At 60.2% G+C, this 17,098-nt stretch carries 20 protein-coding genes; 14 read left to right on the forward strand and 6 right to left on the reverse strand.

Features of this window, described 5'->3' with window-relative positions:
* Positions 1–39 precede the first annotated feature (39 nt).
* Positions 40–495 (reverse strand): flavodoxin, encoded by a 456-nt coding sequence (locus QOM08_RS23580; protein WP_047228629.1) that lies wholly within the window; start codon positions 493–495, stop codon positions 40–42.
* A 156-nt stretch (positions 496–651) separates the two neighbouring features.
* On the opposite strand from QOM08_RS23580, the gene QOM08_RS23585 reads away from it, so the two are divergent.
* The gene (locus QOM08_RS23585) at positions 652–1,128 is read left to right on the forward strand and encodes a PAS domain-containing protein (protein WP_047228630.1); all 477 of its coding nucleotides are present in this window, start codon (positions 652–654) and stop codon (positions 1,126–1,128) included.
* Positions 1,129–1,182: 54 nt separating this feature from the next.
* Positions 1,183–1,788: a hypothetical protein gene (locus QOM08_RS23590; protein WP_047228631.1), complete on the forward strand. Its 606-nt coding sequence runs from the start codon at positions 1,183–1,185 to the stop codon at positions 1,786–1,788.
* A gap of 23 nt (positions 1,789–1,811) precedes the next feature.
* Here the strand turns inward: QOM08_RS23590 and QOM08_RS23595 are convergent, their stop codons facing one another.
* Positions 1,812–2,771, reverse strand: coding sequence for a MerR family transcriptional regulator (locus tag QOM08_RS23595; RefSeq protein WP_316912209.1), 960 nt, complete (start codon positions 2,769–2,771; stop codon positions 1,812–1,814).
* Positions 2,772–2,990: 219 nt separating this feature from the next.
* On the opposite strand from QOM08_RS23595, the gene QOM08_RS23600 reads away from it, so the two are divergent.
* The 7 genes from QOM08_RS23600 to QOM08_RS23630 all read left to right on the forward strand — a co-directional run bounded on the left by QOM08_RS23600 (position 2,991) and on the right by QOM08_RS23630 (position 7,632).
* Positions 2,991–3,560: an antibiotic biosynthesis monooxygenase gene (locus QOM08_RS23600; protein ID WP_047228633.1), complete on the forward strand. Its 570-nt coding sequence runs from the start codon at positions 2,991–2,993 to the stop codon at positions 3,558–3,560.
* 134 nt (positions 3,561–3,694) lie between these two features.
* The gene (gene folM / locus QOM08_RS23605; RefSeq protein ID WP_316912210.1) at positions 3,695–4,405 is read left to right on the forward strand and encodes a dihydromonapterin reductase; all 711 of its coding nucleotides are present in this window, start codon (positions 3,695–3,697) and stop codon (positions 4,403–4,405) included.
* 20 nt (positions 4,406–4,425) lie between these two features.
* A complete protein-coding gene (folE, locus tag QOM08_RS23610; protein ID WP_047228635.1) occupies positions 4,426–4,983 on the forward strand; it encodes a GTP cyclohydrolase I FolE in 558 nt (185 codons plus the stop codon).
* A complete protein-coding gene (gene folX, locus QOM08_RS23615; protein ID WP_188250966.1) occupies positions 4,984–5,355 on the forward strand; it encodes a dihydroneopterin triphosphate 2'-epimerase in 372 nt (123 codons plus the stop codon).
* 94 nt (positions 5,356–5,449) lie between these two features.
* A complete protein-coding gene (locus tag QOM08_RS23620) occupies positions 5,450–5,746 on the forward strand; it encodes a DUF1244 domain-containing protein (RefSeq protein ID WP_188250967.1) in 297 nt (98 codons plus the stop codon).
* Positions 5,739–6,077: a HopJ type III effector protein gene (locus QOM08_RS23625; protein WP_047228638.1), complete on the forward strand. Its 339-nt coding sequence runs from the start codon at positions 5,739–5,741 to the stop codon at positions 6,075–6,077. The genes QOM08_RS23620 and QOM08_RS23625 overlap by 8 nt, the downstream gene beginning before the upstream one ends.
* 304 nt (positions 6,078–6,381) lie before the next feature.
* The gene (locus QOM08_RS23630; RefSeq protein WP_316912211.1) at positions 6,382–7,632 is read left to right on the forward strand and encodes an aspartate aminotransferase family protein; all 1,251 of its coding nucleotides are present in this window, start codon (positions 6,382–6,384) and stop codon (positions 7,630–7,632) included.
* Positions 7,633–7,846: 214 nt separating this feature from the next.
* On the opposite strand, the gene trxB is transcribed toward QOM08_RS23630, so the two are convergent.
* The gene (gene trxB / locus QOM08_RS23635) at positions 7,847–8,809 is read right to left on the reverse strand and encodes a thioredoxin-disulfide reductase (protein ID WP_047228640.1); all 963 of its coding nucleotides are present in this window, start codon (positions 8,807–8,809) and stop codon (positions 7,847–7,849) included.
* A gap of 300 nt (positions 8,810–9,109) precedes the next feature.
* Between trxB and cysZ the strand changes: the two genes are divergently transcribed.
* Together cysZ and QOM08_RS23645 are read left to right on the forward strand one after the other, a co-directional pair.
* Positions 9,110–9,865, forward strand: coding sequence for a sulfate transporter CysZ (gene cysZ, locus QOM08_RS23640; RefSeq protein WP_047228641.1), 756 nt, complete (start codon positions 9,110–9,112; stop codon positions 9,863–9,865).
* 39 nt (positions 9,866–9,904) lie between these two features.
* Positions 9,905–11,104, forward strand: coding sequence for a glycosyltransferase family 4 protein (locus QOM08_RS23645; protein WP_139049156.1), 1,200 nt, complete (start codon positions 9,905–9,907; stop codon positions 11,102–11,104).
* Between the two features lie 129 nt (positions 11,105–11,233).
* Here the strand turns inward: QOM08_RS23645 and QOM08_RS23650 are convergent, their stop codons facing one another.
* The 3 genes from QOM08_RS23650 to QOM08_RS23660 all read right to left on the reverse strand — a co-directional run bounded on the left by QOM08_RS23650 (position 11,234) and on the right by QOM08_RS23660 (position 13,578).
* Complete coding sequence (locus tag QOM08_RS23650; RefSeq protein ID WP_316912212.1) at positions 11,234–12,337, reverse strand: NADH:flavin oxidoreductase; 1,104 nt, start codon at positions 12,335–12,337, stop codon at positions 11,234–11,236.
* Positions 12,338–12,496: 159 nt separating this feature from the next.
* Positions 12,497–12,979, reverse strand: a complete 483-nt coding sequence (locus QOM08_RS23655) for a glutathione peroxidase (protein WP_047228644.1) — start codon at positions 12,977–12,979, stop codon at positions 12,497–12,499.
* A gap of 113 nt (positions 12,980–13,092) precedes the next feature.
* Positions 13,093–13,578, reverse strand: a complete 486-nt coding sequence (locus tag QOM08_RS23660) for a peptidylprolyl isomerase (protein WP_047228645.1) — start codon at positions 13,576–13,578, stop codon at positions 13,093–13,095.
* Between QOM08_RS23660 and QOM08_RS23665 the strand changes: the two genes are divergently transcribed.
* From QOM08_RS23665 to QOM08_RS23675, 3 genes are read left to right on the forward strand one after another with little or no spacing between them, the layout of a single operon-like run.
* Positions 13,547–13,885 (forward strand): DUF3565 domain-containing protein, encoded by a 339-nt coding sequence (locus QOM08_RS23665; RefSeq protein WP_288912630.1) that lies wholly within the window; start codon positions 13,547–13,549, stop codon positions 13,883–13,885. The two genes, QOM08_RS23660 and QOM08_RS23665, sit on opposite strands and share 32 nt — an antisense overlap.
* A gap of 58 nt (positions 13,886–13,943) precedes the next feature.
* Positions 13,944–16,043, forward strand: coding sequence for a phosphate acetyltransferase (gene pta / locus QOM08_RS23670; protein ID WP_316912213.1), 2,100 nt, complete (start codon positions 13,944–13,946; stop codon positions 16,041–16,043).
* The gene (locus tag QOM08_RS23675; RefSeq protein WP_047228648.1) at positions 16,044–16,952 is read left to right on the forward strand and encodes an acyltransferase; all 909 of its coding nucleotides are present in this window, start codon (positions 16,044–16,046) and stop codon (positions 16,950–16,952) included.
* Positions 16,953–17,098 lie beyond the last annotated feature (146 nt).

Below are 17,098 nucleotides of genomic sequence, written 5' to 3' on the forward strand. Positions count from 1 at the left end.
AGCGAGTCATCCGGGGGTGGCCGTTCACCTCACATTACGTTAGCGACGCAGCGCGTCGATCAACGCCTCCAGCCAAGGTTCGGCATCGGTTTCCGGGGTGACGCTTTCGCTGGCATCCAGACGCAACATGGGCAATACCTCGCGCACGCCCAGCTCGGCGAACAACTCGCGCATCTGCTCGCCACCGCCGCAGAAGGTATCGCCATAACTGGCATCGCCCAGGCCTATCACGGCACCCGGCAGGTCACGAAAAGAGGCTGGCAATTGGTCGCGAATCGTCGAATATAAGGGCATCAAGTTGTCCGGCAACTCTCCCATGCCCGTCGTGGAAGTCACGGCCAGCAAGGCCGCCGGGCCAAACGCCTGAATGTCCGCAAGGCTTGCGCGCGGGTTGTGCAGCGTTTCAAAACCCGCTTCACCGAGCAGTTTGGCGGCGTGCCGAGCGACTTCTTCGGCGGTCCCGTAGACGGAACCCGAAAGGATGGCGACTTTCATCAATCTGATCCTGAACCTGAATAAAAAGAGCGGCGATAGTAGCAGGCTCAGACGCAACGCTGCGATTGACTCTCAACATCCAATAATGGCCAGTAGACATCGCGGTAGGTTCTTCTAAAATGCAGCGCACACAGGGATGTTCAAGGGATGTCGCCCATGATTAATGCTCAACTGATGCAACTGGTCATCAACGCCTCGAACGACGGCATTGTCATCGCTGAAAAAGAAGGCGATGAAGACAATATCCTGATCTACGTAAACCCGGCTTTCGAACGGCTGACCGGCTACAGCAGTGAAGAGATTCTTTATCAGGATTGCCGATTCCTGCAGTCAGGTGATCGCGACCAGCCGGCCCTGGAGCAGATTCGCACGGCCCTCAAGCAGAACGGTGCCTGCCGGGAGATTCTGCGCAACTACCGCAAGGACGGCAGCCCTTTCTGGAATGAGTTGTCTCTGTCGACGGTGAAAAACGAGGCTGACGGACGCACTTATTTCGTGGGCGTGCAAAAAGACGTGACCGCTCAGGTCAAGGCTCAGCAACGCGTCGCCCAGCTGGAAAAGGAGCTGGCCGAAGCACGAGCAACCATTGCCCGACTCGAAGCGACGAACGGCGCAAACAAACCGGCGAATTAGCGGTCAGTCACTACAATCACCAGTGAAAGTGTAATTCCTCTTTTCGAGCACATCATGCAGCGCGACGCCCTACTGACGCAGGATGAATTGGATTTCATCCGGACCATGCAGCACAACCCGCAACTCAACGAGCGGGATGTCACGTCGAGCTTGCTGGTAAACGGCGGGTCGCAGATTCGTGATTTGCTGACGCGCCTGGCGGCTAACGAACAGGTCACGCTGCAAGCCAACTTCGAAAACCAGCAAATGACTTTTCCGTTGCACCTGGTGGAAGACGAATTCCACGCAATGCACCTGCGTCTGGGGGTGCCCAGCATCTACGAAGATGGGCCGAAAATTCGGCCATGGCGCCTCACGCTTGACGAGCCGGTGGCGCTGGAAAATGCCAAAGGCCTGCCCGGGCCGCTCTGGGCCCATGAGGTGTCCTGCAAAGGAATCCTGTTGCAAAACCGCAGTCGGACCAAGCCGCCAAAGCAATTTGCCTTGTGGTTCAGCCCGTCAGGTTATGAAAGGATTTCCTTGCGCGGCACACTGGAACGGGAAACCGATCAGGGCTTATACGCCTACCACCTGAGCCAGAATGACGAGGATGAGACCGAACGCCTGCGTCAATACATCCTTCAGCAACACCGCCTGACCCATCCGGCCATGCACATCTAGTGCACGGCTTGACCTGCCGGTTATCAGGTATCCAAAGTACCTGCCAATAGTTGTCGCAACCGCTGGTGCATCAAGGTCCCTTCACTGCCCAAGCAACCTATCGACGACCCCGCGAGGCTGTCCTGAAGCAGATCGGACGCATCACCGGCCAGCATCAGCGGGCAGTCCAGGCCCATCGCCAACTTGTTCAGGCGCTTGGGTAACTCGGCAGGGGGTGCATGGTTGGAAACCAGCACCAACGCCAACGGCTGGACCTTCTGGCACACCAGGGTCAGTTCGTCGAATGGCAGCCCAATGGTCAACACCCTGACGCCGACTTCCGCCTTGGAGACGAACAGCGCCGTGACCAGCAACTCCAGCTCTCGACATTGACCGACAATGCCCACGACCAACACCCGCCGCGCATGGGCTTCGCGTTTGAGCAGGAGTCGCTGGATGATGCGTGAACGCAGGAACCCATCGAAAAATACCCATTCGCTGGTTTGTCCGAACTCCTGCTGGCGTTGCTGCAACTGCCGCCAGACCGGCATCAGGATGTCCTGGAATACGATCGGCACGGCGTAGGTGGAAAATATCTGCCCGTAGATACGGTCCAGCTCTATATCGTCAAAGTTGCCAACCGCCCCAGCCACCTGTTGTTGCCACTGGGCATAATCGGCTCTCACCAGATCCGAGGAAATAAGCGCGGAAACCGGTTGCACCGATTCGGTCTTGGTCAGGATCTTTCCCACTTTGCTCACGGCCACCCCGCGCTCAATCCAGGCGAGGATGCTGCGCACCTTTTCGATATCGCCCACGGAGTACAAGCGATGCCCGCTTTCGGTGCGTGTGGGCTGAATCAGACCGTAGCGACGCTCCCATGCGCGCAAGGTCACGGGATTCACGCCGGTCAGTCGCGCTACTTCGCGGATGGGGAACAGTTCCTCCTGCCTCAAGGCAGTGGTTGCCTGGAAAACGAAGTTATCCTCTGTGATTACGCTCATTTTGGCAGACAATTCCGGCTGGCAAATTGGATCCCAGTGTACTCCCTCTGAGTCATAGGATGACAAGAACAAATGCCACTGATGCGCGATTTTGTTGCTTTTCACTCAAGAAGGAATAAACCTTGCGTGCTTTTTGGCGAACGGACGCGCCCCACCACCCTGGGGCGTTCCCGCGAATCTCCTATCCGGAGTACCGCACCTGTTTTACGGAGATACATAATGTCTACCTCACCCGTCACCTTGATGGTGGCCCGTCGTGTCGCCAATGGGCGCTATCAGGACCTGATCGTCTGGTTGCGCGAAGGCGAACAATTGGCCACCGACTTTCCCGGCTACCTGGGTTCCGGTGTACTCGCGCCACCGCCTCAGAGCGATGAATTCCAGATTATTTTCCGCTTTGCCGACGAGCAGACCCTGCATGCCTGGGAGCACTCGGCCTCGCGCACGGCGTGGCTGGCGCGAGGCAGCGAGCTGTTTGCCCACCCTTCGGAACACAGGGTGCGCGGTATCGACGGTTGGTTTGGCGCCGGCGATCAACGTCCACCGCGCTGGAAACAGGCCGTGGCCATCTGGCTCGCGTTCTTTCCGGTGTCGCTGCTGTTCAACTTTCTGCTGGGGCCATTGCTCAGTGAGCTGGGAATGATGAGCCGCGTGCTGATCAGCACACTCATTCTGACGCCATTGATGGTCTATCTGTTTATTCCGATGTCGACTCACCTGCTGGCGGGTTGGTTGAACGGTGCAGCGCCCAAAGCACTGCCAGCCAAGCCGGCTACGCAGAATCAGTGATGCCGGGCCGCTCTCGTCGGCCGCAGCGTTCGCGTTCAACAAGGGTCACTGTGGGAGAGGGCTTGCTCCCACAGAGTCGTCGCCACCTTGCGTCGCTGTTATAGTTTTGCGATTGCCGTGAACCGAGCCTTCCTATGTCCAGCGCCACCGCTCCGATCCTGATCACTGGCGCAGCCCAGCGCGTCGGTTTGCACTGCGCCCGTCGATTGCTCGAAGACGGTCATCCGGTAATCGCCACTTTCCGCACCGAGCGCCCAGGCGTGCAGGCGTTGCGGGATCTGGGGGCGATCGTGCTGCTCGCTGACTTTTCCAATGAAACCGGGATTTCGGCCTTCATTGATCAGCTCAAGCAGCACACCGACCGATTGCGCGCCATTGTCCACAACGCCTCGGCATGGCTGAGCGAGACGCCCGGCCACGAAGCGAGCGCGTTCAACGCCATGTTCGCCGTGCACATGCTCGCCCCCTACCTGATCAACCTGCAGTGTGCCGAGCTGCTGCAACGCTCAACCCCGGCGGATATCGTGCACATCAGCGATGACGTCACGCGCAAGGGCAGCAGCCGGCATATCGCCTATTGCGCCACCAAGGCCGGGCTCGAAAGCCTGACCCTGTCGTTCGCGGCGAAATACGCGCCACACATCAAGGTCAACGCAATTGCCCCGGCCCTGCTACTGTTCAATCCCGAAGACGACGCGGCCTACCGTGCCAAGGCCCTGGCCAAGTCCGCGCTGGGCATCGAGCCCGGCAGCGAAGTGATCTATCAGAGCCTGCGTTATCTGCTGGACAACCCCTACGTCACCGGCACGACCCTGACCGTCAACGGCGGCCGGCACGTCAAATAGCCTTGCTTCGAGGATGCACCATGGCGCTATCGCCCCAGAACTATCGCGAGATCCTCATCGGCCTGGGTGAAGACCCGGAACGCGAAGGCCTGTTGGATACTCCGGTGCGCGCGGCCAAGGCCATGCAGTACCTTTGTCACGGCTATGAACAAAGCGTCGAACAGATCGTCAACGGCGCCCTGTTCGCCTCCGACAGCGATGAAATGGTGATCGTCGCCGACATCGAACTCTATTCCCTGTGCGAACATCATCTGCTGCCCTTCATCGGCAAGGCTCATGTGGCTTATATTCCTACGGGCAAGGTCCTGGGGCTGTCGAAGATCGCCCGGCTGGTGGACATGTTCGCCCGCCGCCTGCAAATCCAGGAAAACCTCACCCGGCAAATTGCCGACGCGGTGCAGCAGGTCACCCAGGCGGCCGGCGTTGCGGTGGTGATCGAAGCCCAGCACATGTGCATGATGATGCGCGGTGTCGAAAAACAGAACTCGACCATGAACACCTCGGTGATGCTCGGCGTCTTTCGCGAATCCAGCACCACCCGCCAGGAGTTCCTGCAATTGATTCGACGGAGCAAGTAAATGCCACAACTTCAACCCGCCATGGCGCGCATCAAGGTCAAGGACTTGCGCTTGCGCACGTTCATTGGCATCAACGAGGACGAAATCCTCAACAAACAGGATGTGTTGATCAACCTGACCATCCTCTACGCGGCCCAGGATGCGGTGCGCGACAACGACATCGACCACGCTCTGAACTACCGCACCATCACCAAGGCGATCATCGCCCACGTGGAAGGCAACCGTTTCGCCCTGCTCGAACGCCTGACCCAGGAACTGCTCGATCTGGTCATGGCCAACGAATCGGTGCTGTATGCCGAAGTCGAAGTCGACAAGCCCCACGCCTTGCGATTTGCCGAGTCGGTATCGATTACTTTAGCTGCAAGCCGCTAGCTACAAGCTGCAAGTTGAAGCGACTCGGCTTTTACTTGCGGCTTGAAGCCTGAAGCTTGAAGCTATCCCCACCCTTACATTCGCAGTGAATACTATGTCCCCTCAACAACGCCTCGAACTTGAAGCCGCCGCTTTCCGTCGGCTGGTTGCCCACCTGGACAGCCGCAAGGATGTGCAGAATATCGACCTGATGAACCTCGCCGGCTTCTGCCGCAACTGCCTGTCCAAGTGGTACAAGGCAGCTGCCGATGAACGCCAGATCGAGGTCAGCCTCGATGACGCCCGCGAAGTGGTTTACGGCATGCCCTACGCCGAGTGGAAAGCCCAATACCAGCAAGAAGCCAGCGCCGAACAGCAAGCGGCGTTCGCCAAAGGAAAACCCGATGCCTGACCTGAACACCCTGCGCGCCAGCCTCAAGAGCGGCGAACACATTTTTGCCGACACCCTGGCGTTTATCGCCAATGGCTACGACTACCAGCCTCAGCCTTTTAAAAACGGTGACGTCGACAACGCCGCCGGGCAGAACGAAGGTTCCTGCAAGACCCTGGGCCTGGCGCTGCTCGAAGGCTTGAGCGATGAAGAAGCGCTGCTGGCGTTCGGCGAACATTACCGGTCGGTACTGGCCACGCCTGAGGGCAGCGACCACGGCAATATCCGGGCGCTGATGGCCCATGGCTTGGCGGGTGTGAAGTTCGAGACTCAGCCGTTGCGGCGGCGCTGACCCAACGCGCCTCCCCTCTGTGCCGAGGTCCGCTTTTCTGTGGCGAGGGAGCTTGCTCCCGCTGGGCTACGAAGTAGCCCCCAGACGGCCCCGGCATGTGAACTGATGCACCAGGCGTGCTGATTTGGGACTGCTGCGCAGTCCAGCGGGAGCAAGCTCCCTCGCCACAGAAACAGTTCTCGCCAGACTCACTGATCTCACATCCCGACTTTTAAGATTGACCCGGCAACTTTATTTCGTTTGCCGGCCACCTCTGCTCGCGGCTTAGATAAAGGGAATCTTTCCTTCCTCCGAGCCGTCATCCATGAGCAGTGAAACCATCAGCCAATCGATTTCCACCGTGCACCCTGTCAGCCTCAGCCACGGCAAAAATGCCGAGGTCTGGGACACCGACGGCAAACGCTACATCGACTTCGTGGGCGGCATCGGCGTGTTGAACCTTGGCCACTGCCATCCCCGTGTCGTCGAAGCCATCCGCGAACAGGCAACCCGGCTGACGCACTACGCCTTCAACGCCGCCCCGCACGCACCCTACATCGAATTGATGGAGCGTCTGGCAGCATTTATCCCGGTGGATTACCCGGTCAGCGGCATGCTCACCAACAGCGGCGCCGAAGCCGCGGAAAACGCCTTGAAGATCGTGCGCGGCGCCACGGGGCGCACGGCCGTCATCGCCTTTGATGGCGGCTTCCACGGCAGAACCCTGGCCACTCTCAATCTCAACGGCAAGGTCGCGCCCTACAAACAGAAAGTCGGCGTACTACCCGGACCGGTCTATCACCTGCCCTACCCCAGCAAGGACAACGGCGTCACCTGCGAAGAAGCGTTGAAGGCCATGGAGCGGTTGTTCAGCGTCGAGATCGACGTAAATGACCTGGCGTGTTTCATCGTCGAACCGGTGCAGGGCGAAGCCGGTTTCCTGCCGATGGATATTGCCTTTGCCCAGGCCCTGCGGCAGTTCTGCGACGAGAAAGGTATCGTGCTGATCATCGATGAAATCCAGTCCGGCTTCGGTCGCACCGGCCAGCGCTTTGCGTTCTCGCGACTGGGCATCGAGCCGGACCTGATCCTGCTGGGTAAAAGCATTGCCGGCGGCGTCCCCCTGGGCGCCGTGGTGGGGCGCAAGGCACTGCTGGACAATCTGCCCAAAGGTGGTTTGGGCGGCACTTACTCAGGCAATCCCATCGCCTGCGCCGCCGCATTGGCGACCCTGGAGGAAATGACCGACGCAAACCTGCAAGCCTGGGGCACGCAACAGGAAGAGGCGATAGTCAGCCGCTACGCGTCATGGCGCAGTCGCGGGCTGTCCCCTTACCTGGGCCGCCTGACTGGCGTCGGGGCAATGCGCGGCATCGAACTGGCCCATGCCGACGGCAGCCCGGCTTCGGCACAATTGACACAATTGCTGGCCTTGGCGCGGGAGTCTGGTTTGTTGCTGATGCCCAGCGGTAAATCGCGGCACATCATTCGGCTGCTGGCGCCGTTGACGACCGAGGCGGCAGTGTTGGAGGAAGGGTTGGATATTCTGGAGACGTGCTTGGCGAAGCTGTCTTGAAATACAGATTCCCCTGACCACACAAAAACCTGTGGGAGCGAGCCTGCTCGCGATTCGGTGGCACATCCAACACTGATGCAAGCTGACCCGGCGCCATCGCGAGCAGGCTCGCTCCCACAGGGGGGTTGTGGTGAACAAAACATCTTGTCCACTGAACAGAAAAATCCCGCGCATAAAAAAACCGGCCGAAGCCGGTTTTTTTGTACCTGTTGAATCAGAACGAAGCGTTCTGCAGACCATCCAGGTAACGCTCGGTGTCCAGGGCTGCCATGCAACCGGCACCCGCCGAGGTAATCGCCTGACGGTAGACGTGGTCTGCCACGTCGCCGGCCGCGAAGATACCTTCGACGCTGGTGGCGGTGGCGTTGCCGTCGCGGCCGCCCTTGACCACCAGGTAGCCGTCCTTGAGTTCCAGCTGGCCTTCGAACAACGAGGTGTTCGGGGTGTGGCCGATGGCGATGAATACGCCGTCGACTTTGATCTCGTCAAAGCTGCCGTCGTTGTTCTTCAGACGGGCACCGGTCACGCCCATGTTGTCGCCCAGCACTTCATCCAGGGTGGCGTTGAGCTTGAGGATGATCTTGCCTTCAGCCACACGGGCATTGAGCTTGTCGATCAGGATCTTCTCGGCGCGGAAGGTTTCGCGACGGTGGATCAGGGTGACCGTGCTGGCGATGTTGGCCAGGTACAGGGCTTCCTCGACGGCGGTGTTACCGCCACCCACCACAGCCACGGGCTTGTTGCGGTAGAAGAAGCCGTCGCAAGTGGCGCAGGCGGAAACGCCTTTGCCCATGAAGGCTTCTTCCGATGGCAGGCCCAGGTAACGAGCGCTGGCGCCGGTTGCAATGATCAGGGCATCGCAGGTGTAGGTCGCGCTGTCACCGGTCAGGGTGTACGGCTTGGCGGCGAAATCCACGGCATTGATGTGGTCGAAAACGATCTCGGTCTCGAAGCGCTCGGCGTGCTCTTTCATACGTTCCATCAACACCGGGCCGGTCAGACCGTGGACGTCGCCCGGCCAGTTGTCGACTTCGGTGGTGGTGGTCAATTGACCGCCGGCTTGCATGCCGGTAATCAGCAACGGCTTGAGGTTGGCACGGGCGGCATACACCGCAGCGCTGTAACCGGCAGGGCCGGAACCGAGAATAATCACTCGCGAATGACGCACTTCAGACATGACCTGCTCCTGTTGACCGGCCCTTGCGGGCCGGAACGCCGGGTGAGCGGCGCGAATAAAAGGGACTGTTGACGCACTTGGGGAAGGCTTGGGTTCGACAGTCCTGAAAAGAATGGGTGCAGCGTATCGAGGGAGCGAAGATTAAGGAAATACGGTTTAACAATCCAGCTCATAGGTGAGCTCTATCCAGATCAGTCAGTTCAATAAACTCGGCAAACGTTGTTACACGCCATGTCGATGCTTTCCCGAGCCCGGCAAAGCCGGTATGGTCGGCGCGTTCATCTTCGCTCGGAGCCTCTTATGCCCGCCCCCGTCCTGTCCGGCCCGCAATATTTGCGAGAAGGACTCAAACTGGTCTTAAGCCCGGGTCTGCGCTTGTTTGTGCTGTTGCCATTGGTGATCAACCTGGTGCTGTTCGTCGGATTGATCTATCTGGCCGGCCATCAGTTCAGCCTTTGGGTCGACACGCTGATGCCGTCGCTACCGGATTGGCTGAGCTTTCTCAACTATGTCCTGTGGCCGCTGTTCGTGGTGCTTGTGGTGCTGATGGTGTTTTTCACCTTCACCATGCTCGCCAATGTCATCGCCGCGCCGTTCAACGGTTTTCTCGCGGAGAAAGTCGAAGTGGTGATCCGTGGCACCGACGACTTCCCGGCCTTCAGCTGGGGCGAGTTGATCGCCATGATCCCTCGCACCTTGGCCCGGGAGGCACGCAAGCTCGGCTACTTCCTGCCCCGCGCCCTGGGCCTGCTGGTGCTGTCCTTCATTCCAGTGATCAATATCGTCGCCGCGCCGTTATGGCTGCTGTTCGGGGTGTGGATGATGGCGATCCAGTACATCGACTACCCGGCGGACAACCACAAGCTGGGCTGGAACGAAATGCTCGCCTGGCTGCGGGAAAAACGCTGGCAGAGCCTGGGTTTTGGCGGCAGCGTGTACCTGGTGCTGCTGATCCCGGTGGTCAACATCCTGATGATGCCGGCGGCAGTGGCCGGCGCGACCTTGTTCTGGGTGCGCGAGCAAGGCGCCGAGACCGCGTTGGCCCGCCAGGGCTGACCTGTCACAAATCCATCATTCAAGCGTCACAATGGCGAAATGGCCCCGGTCGACACTGGGGTCATGAGCACACACCTGCATATCACCCTCATCACCGAAACCTTCCCGCCGGAAATCAATGGCGTGGCCAATACCCTGGGCCGCCTGTGCGACGGCTTGCGCGCTCGCGGGCATCAGGTGGAATTGATACGGCCCCGTCAGGCTGGCGACCAACGCCAGGCCAGCGACGAGCAGTTGTTGCTGTGCCGAGGCTGGCCGCTACCGGGGTATCCGGGCTTGCAGTGGGGCCAGGCTTCGATGCACAAGCTGCTGCGGCGCTGGAAACGTCATCGCCCGGACGTGCTGTATATCGCCACGGAAGGGCCGCTGGGTTTATCGGCATTGCGGGCGGCCCGGCGCCTGGGCATCTCGGTGGTCAGTGGCTTCCACACCAATTTCCAGCAATACACCCAGCAGTATGGCCTCGGGTTGTTGAGTCGGGCCCTCACCCATTACCTGCGCTGGTTCCACAACAGCTCCAGCCTGACCCTGGTGCCAAGCCTCAGCCAGCGCATGGAGCTGGAACGCCGGCATTTCGAGCGTGTGGCGCTGTTGTCCCGCGGTGTGGACAGCCAACTGTTCCATCCGATCAAACGCTCGACAACCCTGCGTGAGGCCTGGGGCTTGGGCGATGACGATATTGCGCTGATCCACGTCGGGCGTCTGGCGTCGGAGAAGAACCTGGGTCTGCTCAAACGCTGTTTCAACACACTGTGCAGCGCTTTCCCGGACCGGCGGCTGAAACTGGTGGTAGTAGGCGACGGTCCACAACGGGCCGCGCTGCAACAGGAACTGCCCGACGCGATCTTTTGTGGGGCCCAGCGTGGCGAATCGCTGGCCTGCCACTATGCGTCCGGGGATGTATTCGTCTTTCCGAGCCTGACCGAAACCTTCGGCAATGTCGTGCTGGAGGCGCTGGCGTCCGGGTTGGGTGTGGTGGCCTATGATCAGGCCGCGGCGGCGCAACACATCCGTCACGGTCACAACGGCGTGCTGGCCATGCCGGGGGATGAAGAGGCATTCTGCGACGCGGCCCGGTGGCTGCTGGAAGAGCGTGAAACCTTGCGTTGTGTGCGGCTCAATGCGCGCCAGCATGCCAGTCGCCAGGGCTGGCCATCGGTGATTGAGCAGTTCGAGACGCAGTTGCGCGGGGTTTGTGTCGGTGAACAGGTGATGCCGGCTGCGCCGACGGTGCGCTGATTTTTTCAGTGATGCTGGGGCCGCCATCGCGAGCAGGCTCGCTCCCACAGGGTGTTGTGTTGATCACACGTTCGGTGAACAACCCAAATCCGGTGTGGGAGCGAGCCTGCTCGCGATGGCAGGCGCCGCTTAAACCAGTGTCATCAACGCCTCACGGCTGAACGGCAAGATCTCCTGCTCCCGGCCTTCACGCACTTTTTGCGCCCAATCCGGGTCTACCAGCAGCGCACGCCCCACCGCCACCAGGTCGAACTCATCATTGTTCAGGCGCTCCAGCAGTTTCTCCAGGCTGGCCGGCTGCGCGACTTTGTCGGTGTTGACCATAAACTGCAGGAACTCGCCATCCAGGCCAACGCTGCCGACGGTGATGGTTGGTTTGCCGGTCAGCTTGCGGGTCCAGCCCGCCAGACCCAGCTCGGAGCCTTCGAATTCAGGCTCCCAGAAGCGACGTGTCGAGCAATGGAAAATATCCACACCGGCCTCTGCCAAAGGCTTGAGGAATTCGCCCAAGGCCTCTGGCGTTTGCACCAGACGCGCGCTGTAGTCCTGCTGCTTCCATTGGGAGAAACGGAAGATGATCGGGAACCCTTCACCTACCGCAGCACGCACGGCGCGGATCAGTTCGATGGCGAATCGCGATCGGTTGGCCAGACTTCCACCATAACCGTCGGTGCGCTGGTTGCTGCCCTCCCAGAAGAACTGGTCCACCAGGTAACCATGGGCGCCGTGGATCTCCACGCCGTCCATGCCGATGCTCTGGGCGTCTTTCGCCGCCTGGGCGAACGCTGCGATGACTTCGTCGATATCCGCCTGGGTCATGCCGTGAACCACGACCTGGCCGTCCTTGAGTTTTTCCGTCGGGCCATAGCCCGGCACGCTGGCGTCCGGCTCGGTCCCCAAGCGCCGCACGTTACCTACGTGCCAGAGCTGCGGAACGATCTTGCCGCCTTCGGCATGCACGGCATCAACCACTTGTTTCCAGCCGGCCAGCGCGGCCTCACCGTAAAAATGCGGAACGTTCGGATAACCGTTGGAGGCCTTGTGCCCGACGGTCGTGCCTTCGGTAATGATCAGGCCGACGCCGGCCGCCGCGCGACGGCGGTAATATTCCACGACCTTGGCGTTCGGCACGCCGCCTGGAGAAAAGGAGCGAGTCATCGGCGCCATCACGACCCGGGTCGGCAGCTCCAGCGCACCGAGATGGAAGGGTTTGAACAAGGCTTTTACAGGCATGGGACACTCCACGGAAACAGGGTCGCAGGTCGAATATGACAGCGATAATATGGACCGTGGAAAGCAATGGGTAGCACTATTGATTTGAATGATTGTGAATCAAAAGGAAGCCGAGAGGAGTGTGCCCGCACACAACAGGGTGATGGTTGCTCCAGAGGTTCAGCTCAAGGCTTTTTCGATAGCCTGGATCACGGCCGGATCATCCGGCGCCGTGCGCGGTGAGAAACGCGCCAGCACCCGACCGTCCTTGCCCAGCAGGAACTTCTCGAAGTTCCAGGTGATGTCCCCCGGAAACTCGGCCCCCTCGCCTGCCAGCAGACGGTACAACTGATGACGGTCGTGCCCGTTCACTTCCAGTTTGCTGGACAACGGGAACGTCACACCATAATTGAGGCTGCAGAAATCCTGGATTTCCTGTTCCGTCCCCGGCTCTTGTCCGGCGAACTGGTTGCAAGGCAGGCCCAGCACACAGAACCCCTTGGCCTTGTATTGCTGATAGAGGTTTTCCAACGCAGCGTACTGAGGTGTCAGGCCACATTTGGAGGCGACGTTGACCACCAGCACGACTTGCCCCTTGAACGGCGCCAGATCAAGTTCCTGACCATCCAGGGCTTTAAGTTTAAGGTCGTGGAAAGCACTCATGACGAACTCCAGGTTTGCGGATCTTTTCGAACAGCCATGGACGATGCTAACAGCAACAGACTAAAAAGGCGCCGTAAGGCGCCTTTCCAGTTCACTTGAGCGTAGCGCACAAATCAGTGGTGATGGCCACCTTCGCCATGGACGTGACCATGGGCGATTTCTTCCTGGCTGGCATCACGAATGTCGACGATCTTGACCTGGAAGTTCAAGCGCTGACCGGCCAACGGGTGATTGCCGTCAACGGTGACGTCATCGCCTTCCAGGTCGCGGATGGTGACGATCTGCATCTGGCCATCGGGGGCCGAAGCGTGGAACTGCATGCCTACTTCCAGCTCATCCACGCCCTCGAACATGCTGCGGCTCAGGGTGCTGACCAGCTCGGCGGAGTATTCGCCATAAGCATCTTCCGGCTCAACGGTAACGTTCAGCTCGTCACCGGAAGTTTTACCTTCCAGGGCTTTTTCCAGACCCTGGATGATGTTGCCTGCGCCATGCAGGTAGACCAGCGGAGCGCCGCCGGCAGAGCTGTCGATGACCTCACCAGCGTCGTTGGTCAGGGTATAGTCGATGGAGACAGCCTTATTGGCGGCGATCAGCATGGGGCGAGACCTTTTGCATAAGAATGAAGAACGGACAAGTCTAAACAAGGATTTGCCCGAAAGCGAACGGAACCCGGACAAACGGGCTTGTTCGAACAGACCGACGGTCACCGGTTTTCATCAGGATGAGGACGGGCACTGGGTGGCCGAGCTGTCCTGTGGCCACACCCAGCATCTGCGCCACCTGCCGCCGTGGCAGTCCCGGGCCTGGGTGCTGGACCCGGCGCAACGTAATGAAAAAATAGGCCAGTCCTTTGACTGCGGCTGGTGCGCACAGGCCCCGGTTAGCGATAACCTTGGCGCCTGAATTGACGGTAGACGGCAGTTATAGCCTCGCCTTTGCCATGCACCTTTAGAGAATCCGCATGCAAACTTTTTTTATCGCGCCCACCGATTTTGGTGTGGGTCTGACCTCCATCAGCCTCGGGCTGGTGCGCACACTCGAACGGGCCGGGCTGAAAGTCGGTTTTTTCAAACCTATCGCCCAGCCCCATCCCGGCGATACCGGACCGGAACGCTCCACCGAACTGGTGGCCCGCACCCACGGCCTCAAACCGCCGCAGCCGCTGGGCCTGGCGCACGTCGAACGCATGCTCGGCGACGGCCAGCTCGATGAGTTGCTGGAAGAAATCATCACCCTCTACCAGCAGGCTGCCATCGGCAAGGACGTGCTGGTCGTCGAGGGTATGGTCCCGACCCGCAACGCCAGCTATGCCGCGCGGGTCAACCTGCACCTGGCCAAGAGCCTGGACGCCGAGGTCATCCTGGTGTCGGCGCCGGAGAACGAAGTGCTGACCGAGCTTTCCGGTCGCGTCGAGCTGCAGGCGCAGTTGTTCGGCGGGCCCAAAGACCCGAAAGTCCTCGGCGTGATCCTGAACAAAGTCCATACCGAGGAAAGCATGGAGGCCTTCTCCGCGCGGCTCAAGGAGCACTCGCCGCTGTTGCGCAGCGGCGATTTCCGCCTGCTGGGCTGCATCCCGTTCCGCCCCGAACTCAACGCCCCACGCACCCGTGACGTGGCCGACCTGATGGGCGCGCAGGTGCTCAATGCCGGCGATTACGAAACCCGGCGCATGAGCAACATCATTATTTGCGCCCGCACCATGCGCAACACCGTGGAGCTGCTCAAGCCCGGCGTGCTGGTGGTGACCCCGGGTGATCGCGACGACATCATCCTGGCCGTGAGCCTGGCAGCCCTCAACGGCGTACCGTTGGCCGGCCTGCTGCTGACCAGCGACACCCTACCCGACCCGCGCATCATGGACCTGTGTCGAGGCGCCTTGCAGGCGGGACTTCCGGTGCTGTCGGTCAGTACCGGGTCTTACGACACCGCCAACCTGCTCAATGGCTTGAACAAGGAAATTCCGATCGACGACCGCGAACGTGCGGAGATCATCACCGATTTTGTCGCCAGCCACCTGGATGCCAAATGGCTGCATCAGCGTTGCGGTACGCCAAGGGAAATGCGCTTGTCGCCGGCCGTGTTCCGCTACCAGCTGATTCAGCGCGCCCAGGCCGCCGACAAACGCATTGTGCTGCCTGAGGGCAGTGAACCGCTGACTGTCCAGGCCGCTGCCATTTGCCAGGCCCGTGGCATCGCTCGCTGCGTGCTGCTGGCCAAACCGGCCGACGTCGAGGCAGTGGCTCGTGCCCAGGGCATCGAACTGCCGCCGGGGCTGGAGATTCTCGACCCGGATTCGATTCGTGAGCGTTACGTCGAACCGATGGTGCGGCTGCGCAAGAGCAAAAGCCTGAACGCGCCGATGGCCGAACAGCAACTGGAAGACACCGTGGTGATCGGCACCATGATGCTGGCGCTCGATGAAGTCGACGGGCTGGTGTCCGGAGTTATCCACTCCACCGCCAACACCATCCGCCCGGCCTTGCAACTGATCAAGACCGCCCCGGGATGTTCGCTGGTGTCTTCGGTGTTTTTCATGCTGTTCCCCGAAGAAGTGCTGGTCTACGGCGACTGCGTGATGAACCCGCATCCCAGCGCCGCGGAGCTGGCGGAGATTGCCCTGCAAAGCGCCGACTCGGCTGCCGCGTTCGGCATCACGCCACGGGTGGCAATGCTCAGCTATTCCAGCGGCGAGTCGGCCAGCGGTGAAGAGGTGGAGAAAGTCCGCGAAGCCACCCGGCTGGCCCACGAGGCGCAACACGGCTTGCTGATCGACGGGCCGCTGCAATACGACGCCGCCGCCAACGAAACCGTGGCCCGACAACTGGCGCCCAATAGCCAGGTGGCCGGCCGGGCGACGGTGTTCATCTTCCCGGACCTGAACACCGGCAACACCACCCACAAGGCCGTGCAACGCAGCGCCGATTGCGTCAGCCTCGGGCCAATGCTGCAAGGCCTGCGCAAACCCGTAAACGACTTGCCCCGCGGCGCTCAGGTCGACGACATCGTGTACACCATCGCCCTGACCGCGATCCAGGCCGCCAACCGACCCATGGATATTTAAATGCTGGATTTCCTGCCTGCTCCTGTGCGCGGCGTCATTGCCTCGCTGCTGTTGGCGTTGAACACCATCGCCTGCTGCACCCCGCTGTTCATCGTGGCAATCTTCAAGCTGTTGCTGCCCTTCCCCGCCGCCCAGCGTTTCACCGACTGGCTGATGGGCCACATTCATGAAGCCTGGATCAGCAACAACAAGGCCTGGATGAACCTGCTGCGCCGCACCCGCTGGCACCTCAGTGGCCTGGAAGGCCTGGACTACCAGCACTCGTACCTGATCACCAGCAACCACCAGAGTTGGGTCGATATCATGGTGTTGCAGTACGTGCTGAACCGGCGCATTCGCCCATTGAAGTTCTTTCTCAAGCAGGAACTGATCTGGGTACCGGTGATCGGCCTGGCCTGGTGGGCCCTGGGGTTCCCGTTCATGAAGCGCTACTCCAAGGCTTACCTGGAGAAGTACCCGGAAAAGAAAGGCAAGGATTTGGAAACCACCCGCAAGACCTGCGCGAAATTTCGCAACAACCCTGTGGGCATCTTCAACTTCGTCGAAGGCACACGCTTCACCGAAGGCAAGCATGCCCAGCAACAGTCACCGTTTCGCTACCTGCTCAAACCCAAGGCCGGTGGGATTGCGTTTGTGCTCGATGCCATGGGCGAACAGCTGGAGTCGATCATCAACGTGACCATCCACTATCCCGGCGGCCGACCGGGGTACTGGGATTTGCTCTGCGGAAAAGTTGACGAAGTGGTGGTGCATTTCCAGGAACTGAAGATTCCGCCGCAGTTCATCGGCAGGAACTACGACCAGGACGGCGCCTATCGCCTGGAGTTCCAGGGCTGGATCAATCAGTTGTGGCAGGATAAAGATGCGTTGCTGGAACAGATGCATCGGGAGTATCCAGACCGCCATTGAATCCCTTGTGGGAGCGAGCCTGCTCGCGATTGCGGTGTCTCAGCTTGGATAAATGGAGACTGACCCACCGCTATCGCGAGCAGGCTCGCTCCCACAGTTGACCGAGTTGTTCCTTGAAATGAAAAAGCCCGCAGATGATCACTCAT

It is taken from the genome of Pseudomonas sp. P105 (assembly GCF_032614175.1).
GTDB classification, from domain to species: domain Bacteria; phylum Pseudomonadota; class Gammaproteobacteria; order Pseudomonadales; family Pseudomonadaceae; genus Aquipseudomonas; species Aquipseudomonas rhizophila.

What these genes read in the sequence shown, in the direction of transcription:
- QOM08_RS23595 (WP_316912209.1), bottom strand. Translation starts at nt 2,771, where the DNA reads ATGAGCGTAATCACAGAGGATAACTTCGTTTTCCAGGCAACCACTGCC.
- QOM08_RS23585 (WP_047228630.1), top strand. Translation starts at nt 652, where the DNA reads ATGATTAATGCTCAACTGATGCAACTGGTCATCAACGCCTCGAACGAC.
- QOM08_RS23600 (WP_047228633.1), top strand. Translation starts at nt 2,991, where the DNA reads ATGTCTACCTCACCCGTCACCTTGATGGTGGCCCGTCGTGTCGCCAAT.
- cysZ (WP_047228641.1), top strand. Translation starts at nt 9,110, where the DNA reads ATGCCCGCCCCCGTCCTGTCCGGCCCGCAATATTTGCGAGAAGGACTC.
- QOM08_RS23590 (WP_047228631.1), top strand. Translation starts at nt 1,183, where the DNA reads ATGCAGCGCGACGCCCTACTGACGCAGGATGAATTGGATTTCATCCGG.
- folX (WP_188250966.1), top strand. Translation starts at nt 4,984, where the DNA reads ATGCCACAACTTCAACCCGCCATGGCGCGCATCAAGGTCAAGGACTTG.
- folM (WP_316912210.1), top strand. Translation starts at nt 3,695, where the DNA reads ATGTCCAGCGCCACCGCTCCGATCCTGATCACTGGCGCAGCCCAGCGC.
- QOM08_RS23675 (WP_047228648.1), top strand. Translation starts at nt 16,044, where the DNA reads ATGCTGGATTTCCTGCCTGCTCCTGTGCGCGGCGTCATTGCCTCGCTG.
- QOM08_RS23645 (WP_139049156.1), top strand. Translation starts at nt 9,905, where the DNA reads ATGGCCCCGGTCGACACTGGGGTCATGAGCACACACCTGCATATCACC.
- QOM08_RS23620 (WP_188250967.1), top strand. Translation starts at nt 5,450, where the DNA reads ATGTCCCCTCAACAACGCCTCGAACTTGAAGCCGCCGCTTTCCGTCGG.
- QOM08_RS23625 (WP_047228638.1), top strand. Translation starts at nt 5,739, where the DNA reads ATGCCTGACCTGAACACCCTGCGCGCCAGCCTCAAGAGCGGCGAACAC.
- QOM08_RS23650 (WP_316912212.1), bottom strand. Translation starts at nt 12,337, where the DNA reads ATGCCTGTAAAAGCCTTGTTCAAACCCTTCCATCTCGGTGCGCTGGAG.
- pta (WP_316912213.1), top strand. Translation starts at nt 13,944, where the DNA reads ATGCAAACTTTTTTTATCGCGCCCACCGATTTTGGTGTGGGTCTGACC.
- trxB (WP_047228640.1), bottom strand. Translation starts at nt 8,809, where the DNA reads ATGTCTGAAGTGCGTCATTCGCGAGTGATTATTCTCGGTTCCGGCCCT.
- QOM08_RS23580 (WP_047228629.1), bottom strand. Translation starts at nt 495, where the DNA reads ATGAAAGTCGCCATCCTTTCGGGTTCCGTCTACGGGACCGCCGAAGAA.
- QOM08_RS23630 (WP_316912211.1), top strand. Translation starts at nt 6,382, where the DNA reads ATGAGCAGTGAAACCATCAGCCAATCGATTTCCACCGTGCACCCTGTC.
- folE (WP_047228635.1), top strand. Translation starts at nt 4,426, where the DNA reads ATGGCGCTATCGCCCCAGAACTATCGCGAGATCCTCATCGGCCTGGGT.
- QOM08_RS23660 (WP_047228645.1), bottom strand. Translation starts at nt 13,578, where the DNA reads ATGCTGATCGCCGCCAATAAGGCTGTCTCCATCGACTATACCCTGACC.
- QOM08_RS23665 (WP_288912630.1), top strand. Translation starts at nt 13,547, where the DNA reads ATGGAGACAGCCTTATTGGCGGCGATCAGCATGGGGCGAGACCTTTTG.
- QOM08_RS23655 (WP_047228644.1), bottom strand. Translation starts at nt 12,979, where the DNA reads ATGAGTGCTTTCCACGACCTTAAACTTAAAGCCCTGGATGGTCAGGAA.